The 18396-nt window shown below is 48.2% G+C and carries 15 protein-coding genes, 3 tRNA genes and 1 rRNA gene; 16 read left to right on the forward strand and 3 right to left on the reverse strand.

What is annotated here, in order from left to right; all coding sequences use genetic code 11:
- Positions 1–8 precede the first annotated feature (8 nt).
- From C508_RS0105330 to glyS, 4 genes are all read left to right on the forward strand, one after another.
- A complete protein-coding gene (locus tag C508_RS0105330; RefSeq protein WP_245553718.1) occupies positions 9–1298 on the forward strand; it encodes a hemolysin family protein in 1290 nt (429 codons plus the stop codon).
- Complete coding sequence (gene recO, locus C508_RS0105335) at positions 1295–2053, forward strand: DNA repair protein RecO (RefSeq protein ID WP_018702514.1); 759 nt, start codon at positions 1295–1297, stop codon at positions 2051–2053. Before C508_RS0105330 ends, recO begins: the two co-directional genes overlap by 4 nt.
- Before the next feature lie 370 nt (positions 2054–2423).
- On the forward strand, positions 2424–3308 hold the full coding sequence (gene glyQ / locus C508_RS0105345) for a glycine--tRNA ligase subunit alpha (RefSeq protein WP_026319374.1): 885 nt from the start codon (positions 2424–2426) through the stop codon (positions 3306–3308).
- Positions 3301–5361 carry a glycine--tRNA ligase subunit beta gene (glyS, locus tag C508_RS0105350; protein ID WP_018702516.1) on the forward strand — a complete coding sequence of 687 codons (2061 nt, stop codon included), beginning with the start codon at positions 3301–3303 and terminating at the stop codon, positions 5359–5361. Before glyQ ends, glyS begins: the two co-directional genes overlap by 8 nt.
- A 68-nt stretch (positions 5362–5429) precedes the next feature.
- Here glyS and C508_RS0105355 read toward each other — a convergent pair whose 3' ends face one another.
- Both C508_RS0105355 and C508_RS0105360 read right to left on the reverse strand, forming a co-directional pair.
- The gene (locus C508_RS0105355) at positions 5430–6530 is read right to left on the reverse strand and encodes a glycerol dehydrogenase (protein ID WP_018702517.1); all 1101 of its coding nucleotides are present in this window, start codon (positions 6528–6530) and stop codon (positions 5430–5432) included.
- Positions 6531–6778: 248 nt separating this feature from the next.
- A complete protein-coding gene (locus C508_RS0105360; RefSeq protein WP_018702518.1) occupies positions 6779–7261 on the reverse strand; it encodes an LptA/OstA family protein in 483 nt (160 codons plus the stop codon).
- Positions 7262–7349: 88 nt separating this feature from the next.
- Here C508_RS0105360 and C508_RS0105365 point away from each other — a divergent pair, with 88 nt between their 5' ends.
- The 11 genes from C508_RS0105365 (at position 7350) to C508_RS0105415 (ending at position 16965) form a co-directional block, all read left to right on the forward strand.
- Positions 7350–8354: a deoxyguanosinetriphosphate triphosphohydrolase gene (locus tag C508_RS0105365; RefSeq protein ID WP_018702519.1), complete on the forward strand. Its 1005-nt coding sequence runs from the start codon at positions 7350–7352 to the stop codon at positions 8352–8354.
- Between the two features lie 177 nt (positions 8355–8531).
- Positions 8532–10322 carry a DNA primase gene (gene dnaG / locus C508_RS0105370; protein ID WP_018702520.1) on the forward strand — a complete coding sequence of 597 codons (1791 nt, stop codon included), beginning with the start codon at positions 8532–8534 and terminating at the stop codon, positions 10320–10322.
- 39 nt (positions 10323–10361) lie between these two features.
- Positions 10362–11465, forward strand: a complete 1104-nt coding sequence (gene rpoD / locus C508_RS0105375) for an RNA polymerase sigma factor RpoD (protein ID WP_018702521.1) — start codon at positions 10362–10364, stop codon at positions 11463–11465.
- A 61-nt stretch (positions 11466–11526) separates the two neighbouring features.
- Positions 11527–11602 (forward strand) — tRNA-Asn (locus C508_RS0105380).
- Positions 11603–11658: 56 nt separating this feature from the next.
- A tRNA-Ile gene (locus tag C508_RS0105385) sits at positions 11659–11733 on the forward strand.
- Between the two features lie 8 nt (positions 11734–11741).
- A tRNA-Glu gene (locus tag C508_RS0105390) sits at positions 11742–11816 on the forward strand.
- A 350-nt stretch (positions 11817–12166) separates the two neighbouring features.
- Complete coding sequence (locus tag C508_RS0105395; RefSeq protein ID WP_018702522.1) at positions 12167–13333, forward strand: M20 metallopeptidase family protein; 1167 nt, start codon at positions 12167–12169, stop codon at positions 13331–13333.
- A 60-nt stretch (positions 13334–13393) separates the two neighbouring features.
- Complete coding sequence (locus C508_RS0105400; RefSeq protein ID WP_018702523.1) at positions 13394–13600, forward strand: DUF3311 domain-containing protein; 207 nt, start codon at positions 13394–13396, stop codon at positions 13598–13600.
- The gene (locus C508_RS0105405; RefSeq protein ID WP_018702524.1) at positions 13597–15072 is read left to right on the forward strand and encodes a sodium:solute symporter family protein; all 1476 of its coding nucleotides are present in this window, start codon (positions 13597–13599) and stop codon (positions 15070–15072) included. Before C508_RS0105400 ends, C508_RS0105405 begins: the two co-directional genes overlap by 4 nt.
- A 70-nt stretch (positions 15073–15142) precedes the next feature.
- Positions 15143–15844, forward strand: a complete 702-nt coding sequence (locus C508_RS0105410) for a tRNA (adenine(22)-N(1))-methyltransferase (protein ID WP_018702525.1) — start codon at positions 15143–15145, stop codon at positions 15842–15844.
- On the forward strand, positions 15835–16965 hold the full coding sequence (locus C508_RS0105415; RefSeq protein WP_018702526.1) for a Nif3-like dinuclear metal center hexameric protein: 1131 nt from the start codon (positions 15835–15837) through the stop codon (positions 16963–16965). Before C508_RS0105410 ends, C508_RS0105415 begins: the two co-directional genes overlap by 10 nt.
- A gap of 280 nt (positions 16966–17245) precedes the next feature.
- On the opposite strand, the gene C508_RS0105420 is transcribed toward C508_RS0105415, so the two are convergent.
- Entirely contained in the window at positions 17246–17935 is a 690-nt protein-coding gene (locus C508_RS0105420; RefSeq protein ID WP_018702527.1) for an HAD family hydrolase, read from the reverse strand.
- A gap of 392 nt (positions 17936–18327) precedes the next feature.
- On the opposite strand from C508_RS0105420, the gene C508_RS0105425 reads away from it, so the two are divergent.
- Positions 18328–18396, forward strand: a 16S ribosomal RNA gene (locus tag C508_RS0105425); the annotation flags it as partial.

Raw genomic sequence — 18396 nt, forward strand, 5'->3', positions numbered from 1 at the left:
CCTTATGTTTGGTTGCTATTAACGGCTTTTTTGTTGTGGCCGAATTTTCTTTAGTGCGAGTGCGCAAAACAAGGCTGGAGGAATTGATTCATCAAGGGAATCTTCGCGCTAAGCTGACCCAGCGCATTGTTATGGCGATCGATACGTATCTGAGCGCTATTCAATTGGGCGTAACCTTGGCGTCGTTGGCTTTGGGCTGGCTGGGAGAACCGGCGATTGCTTCCTTGCTGGAACCTGCGTTGCGTTTTGTAGCGCCTAATAGCATGTTGTTGGTGCAGAGTATTAGTATTGTTGTTGGTTTTACTTTAATCACCTTGATGCATGTTGTGTTGGGGGAACTTATTCCTAAATCATTGGCTATTCAACAGACGGAAAAAATGGCGCTGTTGGTGTCACGGCCGCTTTATCTGTTTCATAAGGTTGGTTATCCTGTTATTACGCTGTTTGATCATACGGCCGCTTTCTTCTTGCGCCATCTTGGCATTAAGCGCGCCAGTGAAAGCGAGCTGGCTCATTCGGAAGAAGAATTGCGGATGTTGGTTAGCGCCAGTCGTCGCGGAGGCGTATTGGACCCCATGGAGAGCGAGCTGATCGATAATGTATTCGATTTTGCAGACCGCATTGCCAGGGAAGTCATGGTGCCGAGACAAGATATGGTGTGTCTTTTCATGGAAAAATCGTATGAAGAGAATCTTCAGGTAGTGAAAGAAAGCAATCATACTCGCTATCCTTTGTGTTTGCGGGATAAGGATCATGTGATTGGCATGATTCATTTGCGGGATTTAATGTATAACGAGTTCGAGACAACGCCGCTGGGGGATATAAAGCGGTTGATGAGGGAAATTTTGGTGGTGCCGGAAAGCATTTCTGTAGCTAAACTATTGCAGCTCATGCGGCGCAGGCGCATTCACATGGCAGTGGTCATTGACGAATATGGCGGCACCGCCGGCCTTGTTTCTCTAGAAGACGTGATTGAAGAGATCGTCGGGGAAATACAGGATGAACATGATGAAGTGCTGGAGCGAGAAGTTCAGCGGGGCTTGGACGGGTCTTTTGAATTCGATGGGCTGGTATTGCTGGATGAGGTCTTTTCCTTATTGAATTTACGTCAAGACGAACATGAAGAAGATACGCTGGGCGGGTATATCTTTGGCAAGCTGGGACGCCGCCCGGAAATTGGCGACAGTGTGTCTATTGATTCCTACCAGTTTACGGTGCTGCGAGTCACCGGCTTTCGTATTACCCGGGTGAGGGCGGTGCCTTTGCCGAATTTGCCGGAAAAGGAGCAAGAAGAATGACAACGGGACGGTATCAAGTAGAGGCGGTTGTGTTGACTGTGCGCAATTGGGGGGAGGCGGACCGGCTTGTGCGGGTCTTTTCTAAGGAGCACGGACTGATCACGGCGATTGCCTATGGAGCGCGACGTCCTAGAAGTCAACTGGCAGGAGGCTTACAGCCTTTTGTGCAAGCGCAGCTGGCTTTACTGGCAGGCAAACAGGTAGAGGCGGTCAAGGGTTGCGAAATGATTCATTCCTTTCAAGGGTTGCGAGAAGATTTGAATCGCATGGCCTATACCGGCTTTTTGGCGGAGTTGATTACCGAACTGTGCCCGGAACGGCAGGCGGAGCCGGAAATTTATGAATGGCTTTTGCGAGTGTTGCACGTCATGGAGGAACGAAATCCTCGTTTGGTGACGCTGGCTGCTTCATGGCAACTGTTTGCGTTGGCAGGACTGGAACCTGCTTGTGAAGTCTGTCAGCAGTGCGGTGAAAAACTGGTCTGGCCGGCGGGATTCGATTTGGCAGCTGGCGGCGTTGTTTGTCGCCAATGCCAGGAGAATTTTAACGAAGAAAACTTATTTTCTGAAGGAGCCGCCGAATTGTTGCAGCGGTTTTTGCATTTGCAGTGGGAGCAAATGGAAGGCTTTTTAGTTTCTCGGGAAGCTTTGCTTATGCTAGAGGCCTTGCTTTTATCCTATGTGGAGCATCATATTGAGCGGCCTTTACGGTCTACAGCGTTCATTCGGCAAGTTGCGGCATTAGGGAATGCTTAGGCGGTCGTTCTTGCATGGAAGAGTGTTTTGTGGTATCCTAAAGCCACAATTTAAGATAGGCGAAGAAGGAAAGTAGTATTTCTCAAGCAGCGAGTCAGGGATGGTGAAAGCCTGGCTGGGAAACCAAGGTTTCTTGAGAGGAAGAAGGCGTTCTGGAGCTACGGGAGGAACTTTGCAAGAATTGATTTTTGCAGATAGTAAAGCCCGGACAACGAAGGCGGGCTGTTAGACAGCCAAGCAGGGTGGAACCGCGGGATAAGCTCCCGTCCCTGTATTGCGAAAGCGATGCAGGGACGAGAGCTTTTTTGTTTTTTAGAGGCTGGCGTTTCGGCAAGCGCAAGAGAAAATGGAGGAGGAAATGGCAATGGCTATGACTTTTCAGGAAATCATCCTGACACTGCAAAATTTTTGGGCCAAACAAAATTGCATTTTGCAACAACCTTATGACGTGGAGAAGGGCGCGGGAACGATGAACCCGGCAACTTTTTTGAGAGCGCTCGGCCCGGAACCCTGGAAGGTGGCCTATGTGGAGCCTTCGCGTCGTCCCGCTGACGGACGGTACGGAGATAACCCTAATCGTCTGTTCCAGCATCACCAGTTTCAGGTGATTATTAAACCATCGCCAGCCAATATTCAGGAGTTGTACTTGGAAAGTTTGGCGCAATTAGGGATTGAACCGGAAAAGCATGATATCCGTTTCGTAGAAGACAACTGGGAGTCTCCCACCTTGGGCGCCTGGGGCTTGGGCTGGGAAGTCTGGCTGGACGGCATGGAAATTACGCAGTTTACGTATTTCCAACAGGTTGGCAGTATTGACGTTAAACCGGTTTCTGTGGAAATCACTTATGGTTTAGAACGTCTGGCCATGTATATCCAGGGCGTGGAAAATGTCTATGATTTGACTTGGGTGGAAGGAGTTTCCTATGGAGATGTGTTCCATCGCAACGAAGTGGAGCAGTCACATTACAATTTTGAATTAGCGGATACGGCGCTGCTCTTCCATTTGTTCGATCTGTATGAGAAAGAAGCTGTACGGGTGCTGGAAGCAGGATTCGTGCTGCCAGCGTATGATTATGTGCTGAAATGCTCGCATACTTTCAATTTGCTAGACGCTAGAGGCGCCATCAGCGTAAGCGAGAGAACCGCCTTTATTGGCCGTGTGCGTAATATGGCCCGCTTGTGCGCCCAAGGATATTTGGAGCAGCGTGAAGCTCTTGGCTATCCGTTGTTGAAAGGAGATTGTCAGCATGGCTAAGGATTTACTATTTGAAATCGGCACGGAAGAAATTCCGGCGCGTTTTATGAAGGGCATTCTGCAGCAGTTGAACGACTACAGCCGCCAGCGATTACAAGAGCTGCGCCTGGATCATGGAGATGTCCAAGTGTTCGGTACTCCCCGGAGGATGGCGGTGTTGGTTCGCAATCTGACAGAACAGCAAGAAGACCGTGAAAGTGAAAATAAAGGACCGTCAGTGCGGATTGCGTTTGACACGGAAGGAAAACCGACGAAAGCGGCTCAAGGTTTTGCCAGAGGCCAAGGGGTCGATGTAAATGATTTGGTCGAGAAAGACGGCTATGTGTATGCGCAGATTCATGAACAAGGCAAGGCCACGGCGGAGCTGTTGCCGGACTTGTTGTTGGAAATGCTGCATAAGCTTAATTTTCCTAAAAACATGCACTGGGGCGATTTGGAGATGCGCTTTGTTCGTCCGATTCGCTGGCTGGTGGCCTTGTACGGATCGGACATTGTGCCTCTGGAAGTGACAGGCGTGGTCAGTGGTCGCGTGTCCCGGGGACATCGCTTTTTAGGAGCAAAGGAAATTACCATTGCCGAAGCAGCCGCTTATGAAGAATCTCTTAGCTGTAATTTTGTCTTGGCGGATCCGGAAAAGCGCCGCAGCATCATTCGGCAACAGTTGGAGGAAACGGCTCGCGAACAGAACGGCGTGGTAGCCATGGACGAGGAATTATTGGAAGAAGTCGTTCATTTGGTCGAATATCCTACTGCCTTATGCGGACGTTTTGAAGAAGAGTATCTGGAGCTGCCGCAAGAGGCGGTTATTACTCCGATGAAAGAACATCAGCGTTATTTCCCGGTTTTAGATCAGGCCGGTAAGCTGTTGCCCTTGTTTATTACGGTTCGCAATGGCGGCAAAGAACATTTGGATATTGTTCGTCATGGTAACGAACGGGTGCTGCGCGCTCGGTTGGCAGATGCTCGCTTCTTCTACATGGAAGACCAGAAAGGGACGTTGGAGCAGCGCGTGGAACGTTTGAAAACCATTGTGTTCCAAGACGGCCTGGGAACGATGCATGATAAGGTGCTTCGGGTGCAGGCGGCAGCGCTGCAGTTAGGGAAGGTTCTGCAAGCGGACGCGGCGACTCTGAAGCAAGTGGAGCGGACAGCCTATTTGGCCAAAGCTGATTTGGTAACTGGGATGGTTTGCGAGTTTACGGAACTGCAAGGCATCATGGGCCGGGAATATGCTAAGCTTAACGGCGAAGATGCCGCTGTAGCGGAAGGCATTTATGAGCATTATTTGCCGCGCTTTGCCGGCGATGAGCTACCGCAGGGAATGCCGGGCCGTCTGGTCAGCATTGCGGATAAGCTGGATAATATTGTGGCTACCTTCAGCCGTGGTTTGATTCCTACAGGTTCACAAGATCCCTACGCTTTGCGGCGCCAAGCCCAGGGCATTCTCAGTACAATCTTGGCAGCTCCGTATGCATTTTCCTTGCGGGCTATGGTTCAATATGCATTGGAGCAATTAAAGTTGACCGATGCTGAAGTGCAGGAAAAGTTGCAGCAAGAGGTGGCTGAATTTTTCCGGTTGCGATTGAAAAATTTGTTATTAGAGCAGAATGTGCGTTATGATATAGTTGATGCCATTTTGGAAGGCGATACCGATGTTCTCTATGAATCTTGGTTAAAAGCGCAGGCTTTGGTTGCTGCAGAGGAAGATTCTCTGAAGAAAGCGGTACAGGCTTTAACTCGTGCGGCTAATTTGGTAAAACATGCGACGAGAGACGAAATTAAAGAAACCTCTTTTGCGGCAGATGAGGAAAAAATATTGTATGCTGCCTACCAAAAGGCGGCTGCAGGAGTTGCCGCCAGTTCTCAGCAGCGGGACTACGCACAACTGATTGTGGAATTGACGACCTTAGCTGAGCCGATTCATGCTTTCTTTGAAGCGGTAATGGTTATGGATCCGGATGAGGAAATAAAAACAAATCGCTTAGCTTTGTTGAAACAGATTGTTTCACTTGCTTCCGGTTTTGGTGATTTAGGAAAAATAATCATCGCTTAAAAAGCAGTTTGGTACTCCAATGAAAAATCCTGGGCTCTAAGAGAGCCCAGGATTTTTTGAGCTTTATTTTAGGAAAGACCTTTTACTTTGCGGCCTAAGGCGTCTGCCGTTAAGATGGCGGCGTAGACAGCCTCCGGCGTGACAGGGAACGGTTCATTGTGGATAGTTTCTCCTTCAGCGCAAGCGGTTTGCGCTACTTGCATCAGCTGTTCCGCATTGAGTGAAGTGACGCCGATGTCGGCAAGGGTTATTGGCAGGCCTACGTTTAAACAAAAGCTTATGACTTCGTTTAACTCTTCGCGGGAACGGTTTTCTAGAACTAACTGTACCAAGGTACCGAAAGCTACTTTTTCGCCATGATAGGAGTGGTGAGTTTCTTCGAGTACCGTGAAGCCATTGTGGATGGCATGTGCTGCAGCCAGGCCGGAACTTTCAAAGCCTAGCCCGCTAAGGAGGGTATTGGCTTCTACGACTTTTTCCAACGCTTCCGTGGCTACGCTGCATTCGACAGCGGTTTTAGCCTGATAACCGAATTGCAGCAGCAGATCGTAGCATAGGCGCGCCAGTTGCAAGGCCGCGGTGGTTGTGCGCCCTCCTGGCAGGTTTCCGGCCAAAGCTTGGGAGCAGGCATCCGCTTCAAACCAGGTAGCCAGAGCATCTCCCATGCCGGAAACCAAAAGGCGTACAGGAGACTTGGCAATTACGGCAGTGTCGACGAGAACCAAATCAGGATTTTTGGGTAATACCAAATAGGATTCAAAAGTTCCATCCGGCGTATAAATGACGGATAATGCGCTGCAAGGAGCGTCTGTGGCGGCAATAGTAGGGACGATGGCTGTAGGGAAGCTTAGATGATGGCCAACTGCCTTCGCGGTATCCAGTGCTTTGCCGCCGCCAATACCGATAATCACATTTGCCTTTTGTTTTTTTGCGATAGATCCTAAACGTTCAATTTCGCTACGAGAACATTCGCCTTGAAATACCTCGAAGTGACAAGCAAGGTTTTCCTTTTTAAAGCTAGCCGTTACCGCATCTTGCACGCTGGCGAGACCCCTTTTTCCGCCGATAACCATAGCGCTGGAACCCAGCAATTTTACATGTTGTCCCAATTGAGCAATGGCGCCGCTGCCTTGGACATAACGGCCAGGAGAAATCATTACTTTGTTCACAACTACGACCTCCTCTTAATCTGAAAAGTAAAACAAGCTATTAGTTCAAAAATTCACTTTTTTTAAGAGTTGTCCTTGGTGGTATTTTGTTCTATCTCAGTCTTTTCTTGTGTTGCGAGTAAAAGAAAAAGAGACCATCTTTTTGGTCTCTTTTTGTAGAATAGCAGGGAATTAACGAAGGGGCGCGTAATTAATAAGAGGTGAGGTATTTAAGGGAAAACTCTACAATGAATTAGCCAGAACCTTGCTTAAAGCAACGTATGATCGATTACATGGTAACGTAACTGTTCATGAGAGGAAGTCGCACCATTTTGTGTTAGCGTGATTTGACCGGTAAACGTGGCAATTTTAGAGCTCCAATCATATTCTACTTGTTGTGATTGAATACGTGTGCCATTATCGCTGTAGCTGACGTTGCCAGTGATTTTTGCCGTGTTGTTTGGAATGTTGACATAGACGGAGTCGCCACGGAAAGAAATGTCATCTTGCGTGAAGGTGACATTGTCGGAAGCCCAGACTTCCAACATATTGGTTCGCGCCTCGCCAGCGGTGACAACACGCCCGTTATGGCTGATTGTCACATTTCCTTTTAAGACATGCAGGCCGCTTTTGATATCGAAATATTGCTGATCGGCTTGAATGACAGGAACTGCTGCCGATGCGACCGGAGCTAGCGAAGCAAGAAACAGAAAGCAAGCAAAAATACTTGCCCAAATGTGTGTTGATTTCATAGTATAACCTTCCTTTCCTATTTTACAAATAGAAGCTTAGTTTCCTTTATTATAGCACAAGAGGAAGGACGATGGAGGGAATGGCGTGATGAAGCTTCGCGAGCGCAGTGAAGAATTAGAACAAAAGATATTGGCGTCTCATGCAAGTTACAGCCAGAAAGCGACTCGGCAGCGTCCGGAAGAGGAGTGTCCGATTCGCACCGCTTTTCAGCGAGATCGAGATCGAATTATTCATAGTAAATCGTTTCGCCGCTTGAAGCACAAGACGCAGGTTTATATTGCACCGGAAGACCACTACCGCATGCGAATGACTCATAGCCTGGAAGTAGCGCAGATTTCCCGAACAATTGCCAGAGGGCTTGCGCTAAATGAAGATTTGGTGGAGGCGATTGCCTTAGGTCATGATGTAGGACATACGCCTTTTGGTCACGCCGGTGAAGAGGCGCTGTGCCAGCTTGTTGGACATTTTCGTCATAACGAGCAAAGCTTGCGTGTCGTAGATTATTTAGAGCGAAATGGACAAGGATTGAATTTGACAAGAGAAGTTCGTGACGGGATTTTGCATCATACCGGCGTTGAAGAACCTTTGACGCTAGAAGGCGGCATTGTACGGCGAGGCGATCGGGTGGCATATTTATGTCACGACTATGATGACGGCATTCGGGCTGGCATGCTGCAGCCTCAGGACTTGCCTGATTTTGTAAAAACGCATTTGGGAACTAAGACATCAGATATGATTACTGTTATGGTGAGCGATATGATTGAGCAGTCTCAAAGCAAGGGGGAAATTGGCTTTTCTCCAACAGTTCAGCAGGCTATGGATGAGTTTCGAGCGTTTATGTTTGCGCGAATTTATCGGGCTTCTCCATTAGAAGAGGAGAGACAAAAAGGCCAGTATGTCATCCAAAATCTCTTTGCCTTTTTTTTGAAACATCCAGAGCAGCTGCCTCTGGAATTCCAGGAAAGAGAGGCGCAGTGGGGCCGAGAAACTACGGTGGTAGATTACATTGCCGGCTTGACGGATCAGTACGCAATTCATCTGTTTGAACGATTTTTTATTCCGGTCCGTTGGGGACATGGCTATAGCAGATAAAGAATAAGTACAATATGTGTGGTTTGCTGCAAGGTACTGTTTGAATCGAAAGAAAAAACTGTTTTTTTAGGATTGTATCTTTTCTGCAGGAATATGGTTGGAGATGTAGAATACTAACAAACCGGCATGGATGACCGGTATTTTAAAGAAAAATTAAGAAATAGGTAGTGAGAATTCATGAGGGATGCTGTACGGGAAGGCTTTTTGGAACGGCTGCGCTCGGAAAGCAACATCGTCAGTGTTGTCTCTGATTATGTGCCGCTGAAACGAAAAGGGCGTAACCACTGGGGGTGCTGCCCGTTTCATCAGGAAAAAACTCCTTCTTTTTCAGTGTCCGAAGATAAAGGATTTTTTTTCTGCTTTGGCTGTCAGTCTGGCGGAGATGTTTTTCAGTTTTTAATGAAAGTGGAAAACATTACATTTCCGGAAGCTGTGAAATTATTGGCCGAAAAGCTGCACATACCAATGCCGGAGCAGGAACGTTCGCCGCAAGAGCTGGAACGAGAGAAAGCGCGGCAAACGCAGTTCCAGGTCAATATGTTAGCGCGAGATTTTTTCCACTCTTGCCTAACCAAGACCAATTATGGCAAAGATGCGCGCGAATATTTAAAGCGACGGGGTATTACGGATGAAACAATAGAAAAGTTTCAACTGGGTTTTGCACCGCCGCAATGGGACAAGCTTGTTAGCGCTCTTACGCGTCGGGGGATTACGGAAGCTTCCTTGCTGGAAGCCGGGTTGGCTCAGGAGCGATCTCGAGGCGGACTCTATGATCGTTTCCGTAATCGATTGATGTTCCCCATTTGGGATTATCAAGGTCGTGTGATTGGTTTTGGCGGTCGGGTTTTGGATGATAGCCATCCGAAATATTTAAATTCTCCTGAAACGACATTATTTAATAAACGCCATGTCTTATATGCATATCATTTGGCAGTGCCTACAATTAAGCAAGGAAAACAGGCAGTGGTTGTCGAAGGATATATGGACGCAATTGCAGCGCACCAGGCTGGCTTTTCGCAAGTAGTGGCTTCGCTGGGAACTGCGTTTACCCCGCAGCAGGCTAAGCAATTAGCTAGAGTAGCGACAGAAATGCTTTTTGCGTATGACAGCGATAACGCTGGACAAGAAGCGATTTTGCGCGCGTTGCATACGGTTAAGGACTGCGGCGCGGTTTTGAAAGTAGTTGCTGTGCCTGACGGCAAAGATCCTGACGAGTTTTTACGGCGACATGGCGCTGATGAATTTAAACAACTGCTGCAGGATGCTCTGCCGCTTCTGGAATTTCATCTTCGTTATGCGCTTCGTAAACAAGATATAGGATCATTGGCGGGCAAGGTGGCTGTAGTCTCTGAAATGGCTTCGCTGCTGGCCAGCGCGGACAGCGCAGTCGAAGCAGACGCATACATTCGCAAAATGGCGGAGATGCTGGAGATTGATGAAACCGCTATTCGGGCGGAAGTGAAAAAAAGCGCTGGCAATACCTCAGGAAGAATGGGAAGGCCCATTGTAGTTAACAAACAAAACCGAAATGCGGAGCAAGAGGCCTTGCGATTGTTGTTACGGTTTATTTTGGAAGAAGAAGCGCTGATTTCCTATGTAGAAGCGCAACTACCTGAGGAAGATCTAGTAGATCCTGTATGTCGGGAATTGTTTTCCGCTCTATATATGCAGCAACGACAAGGCGAGGGAAGTCTGCAACGCTGGCTTCATTCGCTGCAGGAGAAGCAACAAAGCTTTATTTCCGGGATTGCCTTACAGCCTTTGCCGGAAGGAGATAGAATTGCTTTTGTCGACGATTGCATCCGTACCATGCATATTGCGGCCTTGCGCCGCAGGTATGAGCAACATCGCCTGAGGGCTGATGAATTAGAACGTTTGGGGGATAGCCGCTTTTTGCAGGAATTAGCAGAAAGTCAGCGAATTAAACATGAGATTGATCAATTGCATGCAAATGCGTTCACACGATAATCAAACCGATGATTTGTGTGGGAGGAGGGAGACAAGGCAATGACAGAGAAAAAAGTACGTCCAGAAGTACAAATGGATTCGTTGTTGGAGCGAGGCGAAAAACGAGGCGGCGTCCTGTCGTATGGAGAAATTATGGACAGCTTGCAAAATGAAGAGCTTTCGGCTGACGAAATGGACGATATGTATGAGTCTTTCTCCAACAAAGGCATCGAGATTGTCGATGAAATAGCGGAAGTTGAAATTATTGAAGACGCAGATGCTAATAATGAGCAGCATGAGGAAGTAGACATTGATTTGTCTATTCCGGAGGGAATCAGTATTGACGATCCGGTCCGCATGTATTTAAAAGAGATTGGCCGGGTGCCGCTGTTGACGGCAGATGATGAGATTGCTTTGGCCAAGCGGATGGAACAAGGTGACGAAGAGGCAAAGCGGCGTTTAGCCGAAGCCAATTTGCGTCTTGTAGTCAGTATTGCCAAGCGTTATGTCGGCAGAGGCATGTTGTTTTTGGATTTGATCCAAGAAGGCAATTTGGGACTTATCAAAGCGGTCGAGAAATTCGACTATAATAAAGGCTATAAATTCAGCACCTATGCGACATGGTGGATTCGCCAAGCTATTACTCGGGCGATTGCAGACCAGGCTCGTACTATTCGTATTCCCGTGCATATGGTGGAAACCATTAACAAGCTGATTCGCGTGTCGCGGCACTTGTTGCAGGATCTGGGACGGGAACCGTTGCCGGAAGAGATTGCCAAGGAAATGGAAATCAGCGTAGAACGGGTACGGGAAATTATGAAAATAGCCCAAGAACCTGTTTCGTTGGAAACGCCGATCGGGGAAGAGGAAGACTCTCATTTGGGAGACTTTATCGAAGACCAGGACGCTCCGGCGCCTGCTGAAGCAGCATCATTTATGCTTCTAAAGGAACAGCTGGAAGAAGTTTTGGAAACATTGACGCCGCGAGAAGAGAAGGTATTGCGTCTTCGTTTTGGGCTTGATGATGGCCGAGCTCGCACCTTGGAAGAGGTTGGGCAGCATTTTGGCGTTACTCGTGAACGAATTCGCCAAATCGAAGCGAAAGCATTGCGGAAACTTCGTCATCCCAGCCGGAGCAAGAAGCTGAAGGATTTTCTGGAGTAAAGCTGGTTAGGCCCTTGACAGACAGGGCTTCCTGAATTATAATGTGTTACGTCGACAGCATTCCTCGATAGCTCAATCGGTAGAGCACGCGGCTGTTAACCGCGGGGTTGTAGGTTCGAGTCCTACTCGAGGAGCCATTTTCGTATAATGAACAGGCTTTCTCTTTCGGGAAAACCTGTTTTCTCCTTCATTAGGGCCTATAGCTCAGCGGTAGAGCAGCCGGCTCATAACCGGCCGGTCCCTGGTTCGATCCCAGGTGGGCCCACCACTAGAAATGGCCCGTTGGTCAAGCGGTTAAGACACCGCCCTTTCACGGCGGGAACAAGGGTTCGATTCCCTTACGGGTCACCAAATTGCATAAGGTAACTTCGATAAAACACAAAGGCGCGTTTTTTCTTGCAGAGAAAGCGCGCCTTTGTGTTTTATCATGTAAGACCTTGCTTGCTGGAGCCGTTCTTAAATCAGCGGATCTTTAAGTATTTTTGAGGGAACAAGACAAAAAAGCCTATTCCCGCTGGTGGCAACCGATGTACACCGCTTTGGTAAGAATTAAGGAAGAGAATGCGCATTGTGGCGAAAGTTCATTTCTAGTATACTTTGTTTATATTTATTGCGTTCTTTTGCCTGATTATACTATTGAATGAAACTATTTTTCAAAACATGTCTGTGCAGAAAGCGTATTTTCGAGGAGTGGATGAAAAATGGATTTTAAAGCGGTTGTATTGAACCAAAAAGATGAGATTATTGCATGGCGTCGTGAATTTCGGAAAAATCCGGAATTGAGCTGCAAAGAATTTGAAACCCAGAAAAAAATAATGGCTTTGTTGATGGAATGGGGATTGCAGCCTAAGAAAGCAGCTGGAACTGGAATTGTTGCGGATATAAAAGGAGCTTTACCTGGTAAAACCATTGCCGTGCGTGCGGACATGGATGCGCTGCTATTGCAGGACGAGCTGGATAAGCCGTATCGCTCCACAAAACCAGGCGTTAGTCATGCGTGTGGTCACGACGGACACATGGCTATGCTGTTAGGTTTGGCGAAAACGCTGGTAGGATTGCGGGGGGAACTATCCGGAACAGTACGGCTTTTGTTTCAGCCTAGTGAAGAACAGCTGCCGGGGGGAGCCGCGCCTATGATTGAGGCAGGCGCTCTAGAGGGCGTAGATTATGTATTGGGAACGCATGTCTGGAAAGATGTTCCTAGCGGAAAGGTGCTTGTTTTACCAGAGGCGATGATGGCGGCGCCGGATGAATTTTCTATTGAGATCCAAGGCCGCGGCGGTCATGGATCGCTGCCGCAGCAAACGGTAGATCCGATCTGGATTGGCGCACAGATTATCAACGCTTTAAAGACTATCACTTCCAGTCTAATCAATCCGATGGAACATGGCGTTGTTTCGGTAGGCATCTTTAAATCGGGCGATGCTTTCAATATAATTCCCGATACGGCGCTTATTAAAGGAACCGTGCGCACCTTTGACGATGAATTGAGACATGCGATTCATGAACATATTCGGCGGATGAGCAACGGCATTGCCAATACGATGGGGGCGCAATGCAAAGTTGAGATTATTAAAGGCTATCCGCCGGTGATTAACAATCCAGAGGTTGCAGGCGTTGTGGCGGAAGCTTCCCAAGAAACTCTTGGAGCAGAAGGCCTCTTTGATATGCCGCCTGTGTTGGGAGCGGAAGACTTTTCGCATTATCTTGAGAAAACAAAGGGCGCCTTCTTCTTCCTTGGAATTGGTAATGAGGCTGCAGGCAGCATATACCCGCATCATCATCCTCGCTTTGATTTAGACGAAGAAGTGCTGCCTAAAGGCGTAGAAATTATGTTGCGGACAATTTGGAAACTAGGGAAAAAATAAATACAACAGAGAAGCGCTCTGTTTATGATATAAGCCTGTATGCATGAAAGGGGAATGTCTATGAAATGGCTTAGAGTACTGCTGACCCTTATTCCGTTTGTCTGGACTATTGCTTTTTTGCCTTTTGCGAATCGGGTTAAACCTTTGGTAATGGGGCTGCCTTTCTTGGCTTTTTGGCTCGTTGCCGGTGTGTTTATCGCATTTCTCTGCCTCAGTGTTTTGTATCAGCTTGATAAAGGAAGAGAAGAAAGGGGGAATCTGCGATGACCAACGAAGTCACTTCTTTAGTGGTGATTGCCGTTATGTTGGGGTTGGTTTTTATCATCGGCATGGTTCCCGGTATGAAGAATAAGCTGGACCTTGAAGGCTGGGCGGTTGGCGGACGTAATTTCGGGCGTTGGCTGAATTGGTTTGTACTGGCTGGAGAAATTTATACGGCCTTCGCTTTTTTAGGGGCCAGCGGTTGGGCTTATGCTAAAGGCGGTCCAATTTTCTACATCTTAGGTTATGGCGGCTTGGCCTATGTGGTTGGCTACCATGTGCTGCCTAAAATTTGCGAAGTCGGTCATGCCAATAAATTATTGACTCAGCCGGATTTGATCGCGCATTTATACAAAAGTGAAAAGCTGGCTTTTGGGACTGCACTAGTGGGAGTCGCCTTTTTGCTGCCTTATTTGCAATTACAGCTGACTGGTTTAGGACTTATTATTGAAACTTGTTCTTATGGACAGATCACCCGGATCCCAGCTATGTTGATTGCTTTTTCTCTTGTTGCGACGTTTGTATATGTAAGCGGCTTGAAAGGGGTTGCCTCTACCGCCGTTATTAAGGATACCATTATGATGGTGGCGGTTGTCTTTTTCGGTTTGTACTTACCCTACCATTATTTTGGAAGTGTCGGCGGCATGTTTGAAGCTTTGGATACTGCGAAGCCCGGTTTTTTAGCCTTGCCGGGAGGAACGCCTAATCTTGACGTGACTTGGGCTATGTCGACGTTGGTAGTTACTAGCTTGGGCTTTTACATGTGGCCTCATTTTTCCGCCAATACTTTTAGTGCGAGATCGCCGGAAGTCCTTCGTCACAATGCGGTATATTTACCTTTATATCAATATTGTCTTTTGTTTCCCATGCTTGTAGGTTTTACGGCCTTATTGGTATTGGAACCGGCATTAAAGGTTCCAGATATGGCGTTTATGGCGGTGGTACAAAATTTGTTCCCTGGCTGGGTACTAGGACTTGTAGGCGGCGCAGGCGCGTTGGCTTGCATGATACCGGCGGCAGATTTGATTCTTTCCACTTCTATGCTCGTTTCACGCAATATTTACGGCAAGACAGCAGGTAAAGACATGAGCCCTAATGAGATTGGGCGCGTGGCGCGCTTGGTGGTTCTGCTTCTTACGGGAATTGCATTGTTACTGGCTATTTTCTTGCCGAACATGTTGGTCAATTTACTTTTGACCGGCTATTCGGGAGTAACGCAATTTTTCCCGATGATTGTTTTAGGCTTGTTCTGGCGCAAGGCTTCGAAGGAAGGCGCTATTGCCGGCTTGCTAATCGGCGAACTACTGGTATTTACCTTGATTTTAAACAAAATGGATCCCTTTACGTTAGGAAGCATTCACTTGAATGCGGGTTTTGTGGCGCTGACAATCAATACGTTTATTTATGTTGTCGTCAATGAAGTTGTGTACCGCATGAAGTCACAGATGCCGTCTGTGGAAACGGAAAAGGTTTCCTGATTATAAGTAGGGCGTGATATAATAAACCCGCAGTCTAAAGACTGCGGGTTTATTATTTAGGAGGAAGATCATGAACATTCCTATTTTGAGTAAACGGCTGCAGGCGCTGGCGGAGGAAGTTACCGCAGGCAGCGTCCCTGCGGATATTGGTACGGATCATGCGTTATTACCTTTATATCTTGTTGGTACAGGACGGTGTTTACGCGCCATAGCTGGCGATGTACATAAAGGCCCTTTTGAAACGGCTCGCGAGGCGGTTGCGGAAGCCGGGCTTGCAGAAGCTATTTCGGTGCGCCATGGCAATGGCTTAGCGGTGCTGCAGCCAGAGGAAGCGGACTTATTGATCTTGGCTGGCATGGGGGCTGTTACCATGATTCAGATTTTTGAGGCGCAGCCGAAAGTGGTAGCAGGAGCTAAACGGCTGATTTTACAGCCTATGATCGGTTCGGGCGCGTTGCGCCGCTGGCTAGGGGATCATAATTTCATCGTAATAAAGGAAGAGTTGCTAGAAGAAGAAGGGCGGCTTTATGAGTTTTTAGTAGCGGAGCCGGGACGATCGGTGAAACCAGAAGAAGATATTTTATTTGATATCGGGCCGCTGTTATGGCAAAACCGCCATCCGCTGTTGGCCAGGCTTTTGGATGAACGCCTTGAGCATGCCCGTAGCGTGGCCGCGGAGATGACAAAAAGCAAGGCTGCTGTCAATACACAGCGTTATCAGGATCTTTGCGGACGAATTGCAGCGATGGAGGCGAAAAGAAAATGTCTGTGAAACTGCAGGTAATATTGGAGGCGCTGGAGCAATTGGCGCCGCGCCGCTTAGCGGAAGAATGGGATCGCGTCGGTTTGCAGCTAGGGCAAGGGGCGCAAGAGATTCGTCGTATTTTGGTAGCCTTGGATGTAACTGAAGCCGTGGCGGCGGAAGCAAAAGAGGTTCAGGCAGACTTGATTGTAGCGCATCATCCGTTTATTTTTAAACCGTTGGAGCAGATTCATACCGATCGCTTTCCGGGAAATTTACTGCAGCAATTTTTGCGGGACAATGTGGCTCTGATTGCAGCCCATACCAATCTCGATTACGCCGACGGCGGCTTAAACGACTGGCTGGCGGAAGCGCTGGAATTGCAGAACGTGGATGTTTTACAGGCCGGACCAGAAGAAAAGCTTCTTAAATTAGTCGTCTTTGTGCCGGAAGAGGCGGTGGAGGCGGTGAGAGAAGCCCTTGCCCGCGCTGGAGCGGGCCATATTGGCCGTTATAGCCACTGCAGCTTTCAAAGCGCTGGTGAAGGAACATTTTTGCCTCTGGAGGGAACCAATCCTTATAAAGGAAAACTGGGGCGCCTAGAAAGAACGCCGGAGATCCGCTTGGAAACGATTTTGCCGCAGCGTATATCCGGGAGGGTGTTGCGGGCTATGCTGCGAAGCCATCCTTATGAAGAAGTTGCCTATGACTTGTATCCCCTGGCCAATGAACGTCGGGAAGGCGGTTTAGGCCGCATCGGTTTACTGTCACGGGAAATGACGCTGGCGGAGCTGGCGAGGAATGTGGCAAAAAACCTCGATTTGCCGGGCGTTAGGGCGGTAGGGGATTCGCAAAGGATCATCCGCAAGGCAGCCGTTTGCGGCGGAGCTGGCGCCAGCTTAATCAGCAAGGCGGCTTTTCGCGGTGCGGATGTGCTGATAACCGGGGATATAAAGTATCATGAAGCACAGCAGGCGCAAAATAGCGATTTGGCGTTACTTGATGCAGGGCATTTTGGGACGGAAAAGTTGATGGTAGGGAAAGTGGCGCAGTATCTGCAAGAGCAGTCTGTGGTCGGGAAATGGAATGTGGAAGTAATAGCAGCTCAGTCGGAACGTGATGTATTTTCATGGGAACCTTGCGGTGAGTAAAAACCGGGGAACGAACAAGAGAACCGGAGTGACCGGAGGAAAAAACTAAGGTTGTGAGATTCCGAATACTTTTGTTGTGTTTTGTGAAATGTATAGTAAAGAAAAAGCAATTCCATTTGCCAAAAGGCATAACGGAATTGCTTTTTTAATATACCAGGCTAACGAACCGCGAAATACACGAAAGACGCGAAAGGGGGGGGCAAGGGGGAGGACACTTTACTCCACCTACTCTTGTTCAATCCGTATACTCTGGCTCTGTTACTATGCGTTCCGTTCTCGTCTAATTTTGCAGCGAAGCAAAGAGGGTTTCCGGTTCAGGCAATTGCTGGTAGACGGCAGAAGGGTTGAAGTCGTTCAGATCTTTGAGTGTATATTGGCCAGTGGCAACAGCAGCAGTATGAGCGCCTATGGCTTGGCCGCAAAGGATGTCATGAGGAGTATCGCCAATAATAAGGATCTGCTGTCCGGTGAGTGAGGTTTGCTTGGTTTGTAGATTCAGCCAAAGACGGCGGGATAGTTCGTTGCGTTCTTCGTCAAAGTCGCAGAAGATGCTGGCATCGAAATCAAAGAAATCTTTTAAGCCATAATGAGTCAGCTTGGCTAGCGCTCCTTGACGGGTATTGCCAGTGAGTAGCAGCGTTTTGATTTGCGGCTGCTGCTGGCTCCAAGATAAGGCTTCTTTTACGCCGGGAAGCACTAAACCTTGGCGCGCTTTTAAATGGGCTGGCAACAGCGTCTCATAAAGCTCGATAAAGTTTTGGCGTTCTATGGAGGAAGCATTGGCGTAGCCGAAGCGTTCAAAGATGGTTCTGGCAATAAACCAGTCGGTGCGTCCTGCAGTGGGAATGGTATCAAAGGAGGTCGTTTTGTTGAAGAATTGCAGCATGGCTTCTTCAAATGCGTAGAGACCAGCCTTGGCAGATCGCAGCAGAGTACCGTCAATATCCCAGACAGCATAACAGTAAGGCATTGTTTTATTCCTTCTTTCACGGTGTGTTGTTTCCTTTATAACAAACCGTATGCCGACTGGCAAGAGGAATTTGCCTGCGGAAAGAAAAGAACAGAAAGTGCGTTGACAAGGCTGCTTATGCCATGGTATACTAACCCTCGTCGCTTCGGGGAACACCCCAGCAGCCAGCAGCAAACGCCGCGCAAGCAGCGAATGAAAAAGCCGGTTGACAAGGCAGAAGCAATGTGGCATAATAAACCACGTTGCCGCTGAGAAACACAAGCGACACAAGTGCTCCTTGAAAACTGAACGATGCAAACAAGCCAGATGTGCGAGGCGACCTTCGCTGTAAGGTGAAGGAAGTCATTAAAAATTTCTTTTTTAAACTAAGAGCTGACATCAGTTCTTCGATTTTATCGGAGAGTTTGATCCTGGCTCAGGACGAACGCTGGCGGCGTGCTTAACACATGCAAGTCGAACGG

This window comes from Anaeromusa acidaminophila DSM 3853 (assembly GCF_000374545.1).
Taxonomy (GTDB): Bacteria; Bacillota; Negativicutes; order Anaeromusales; family Anaeromusaceae; genus Anaeromusa; species Anaeromusa acidaminophila.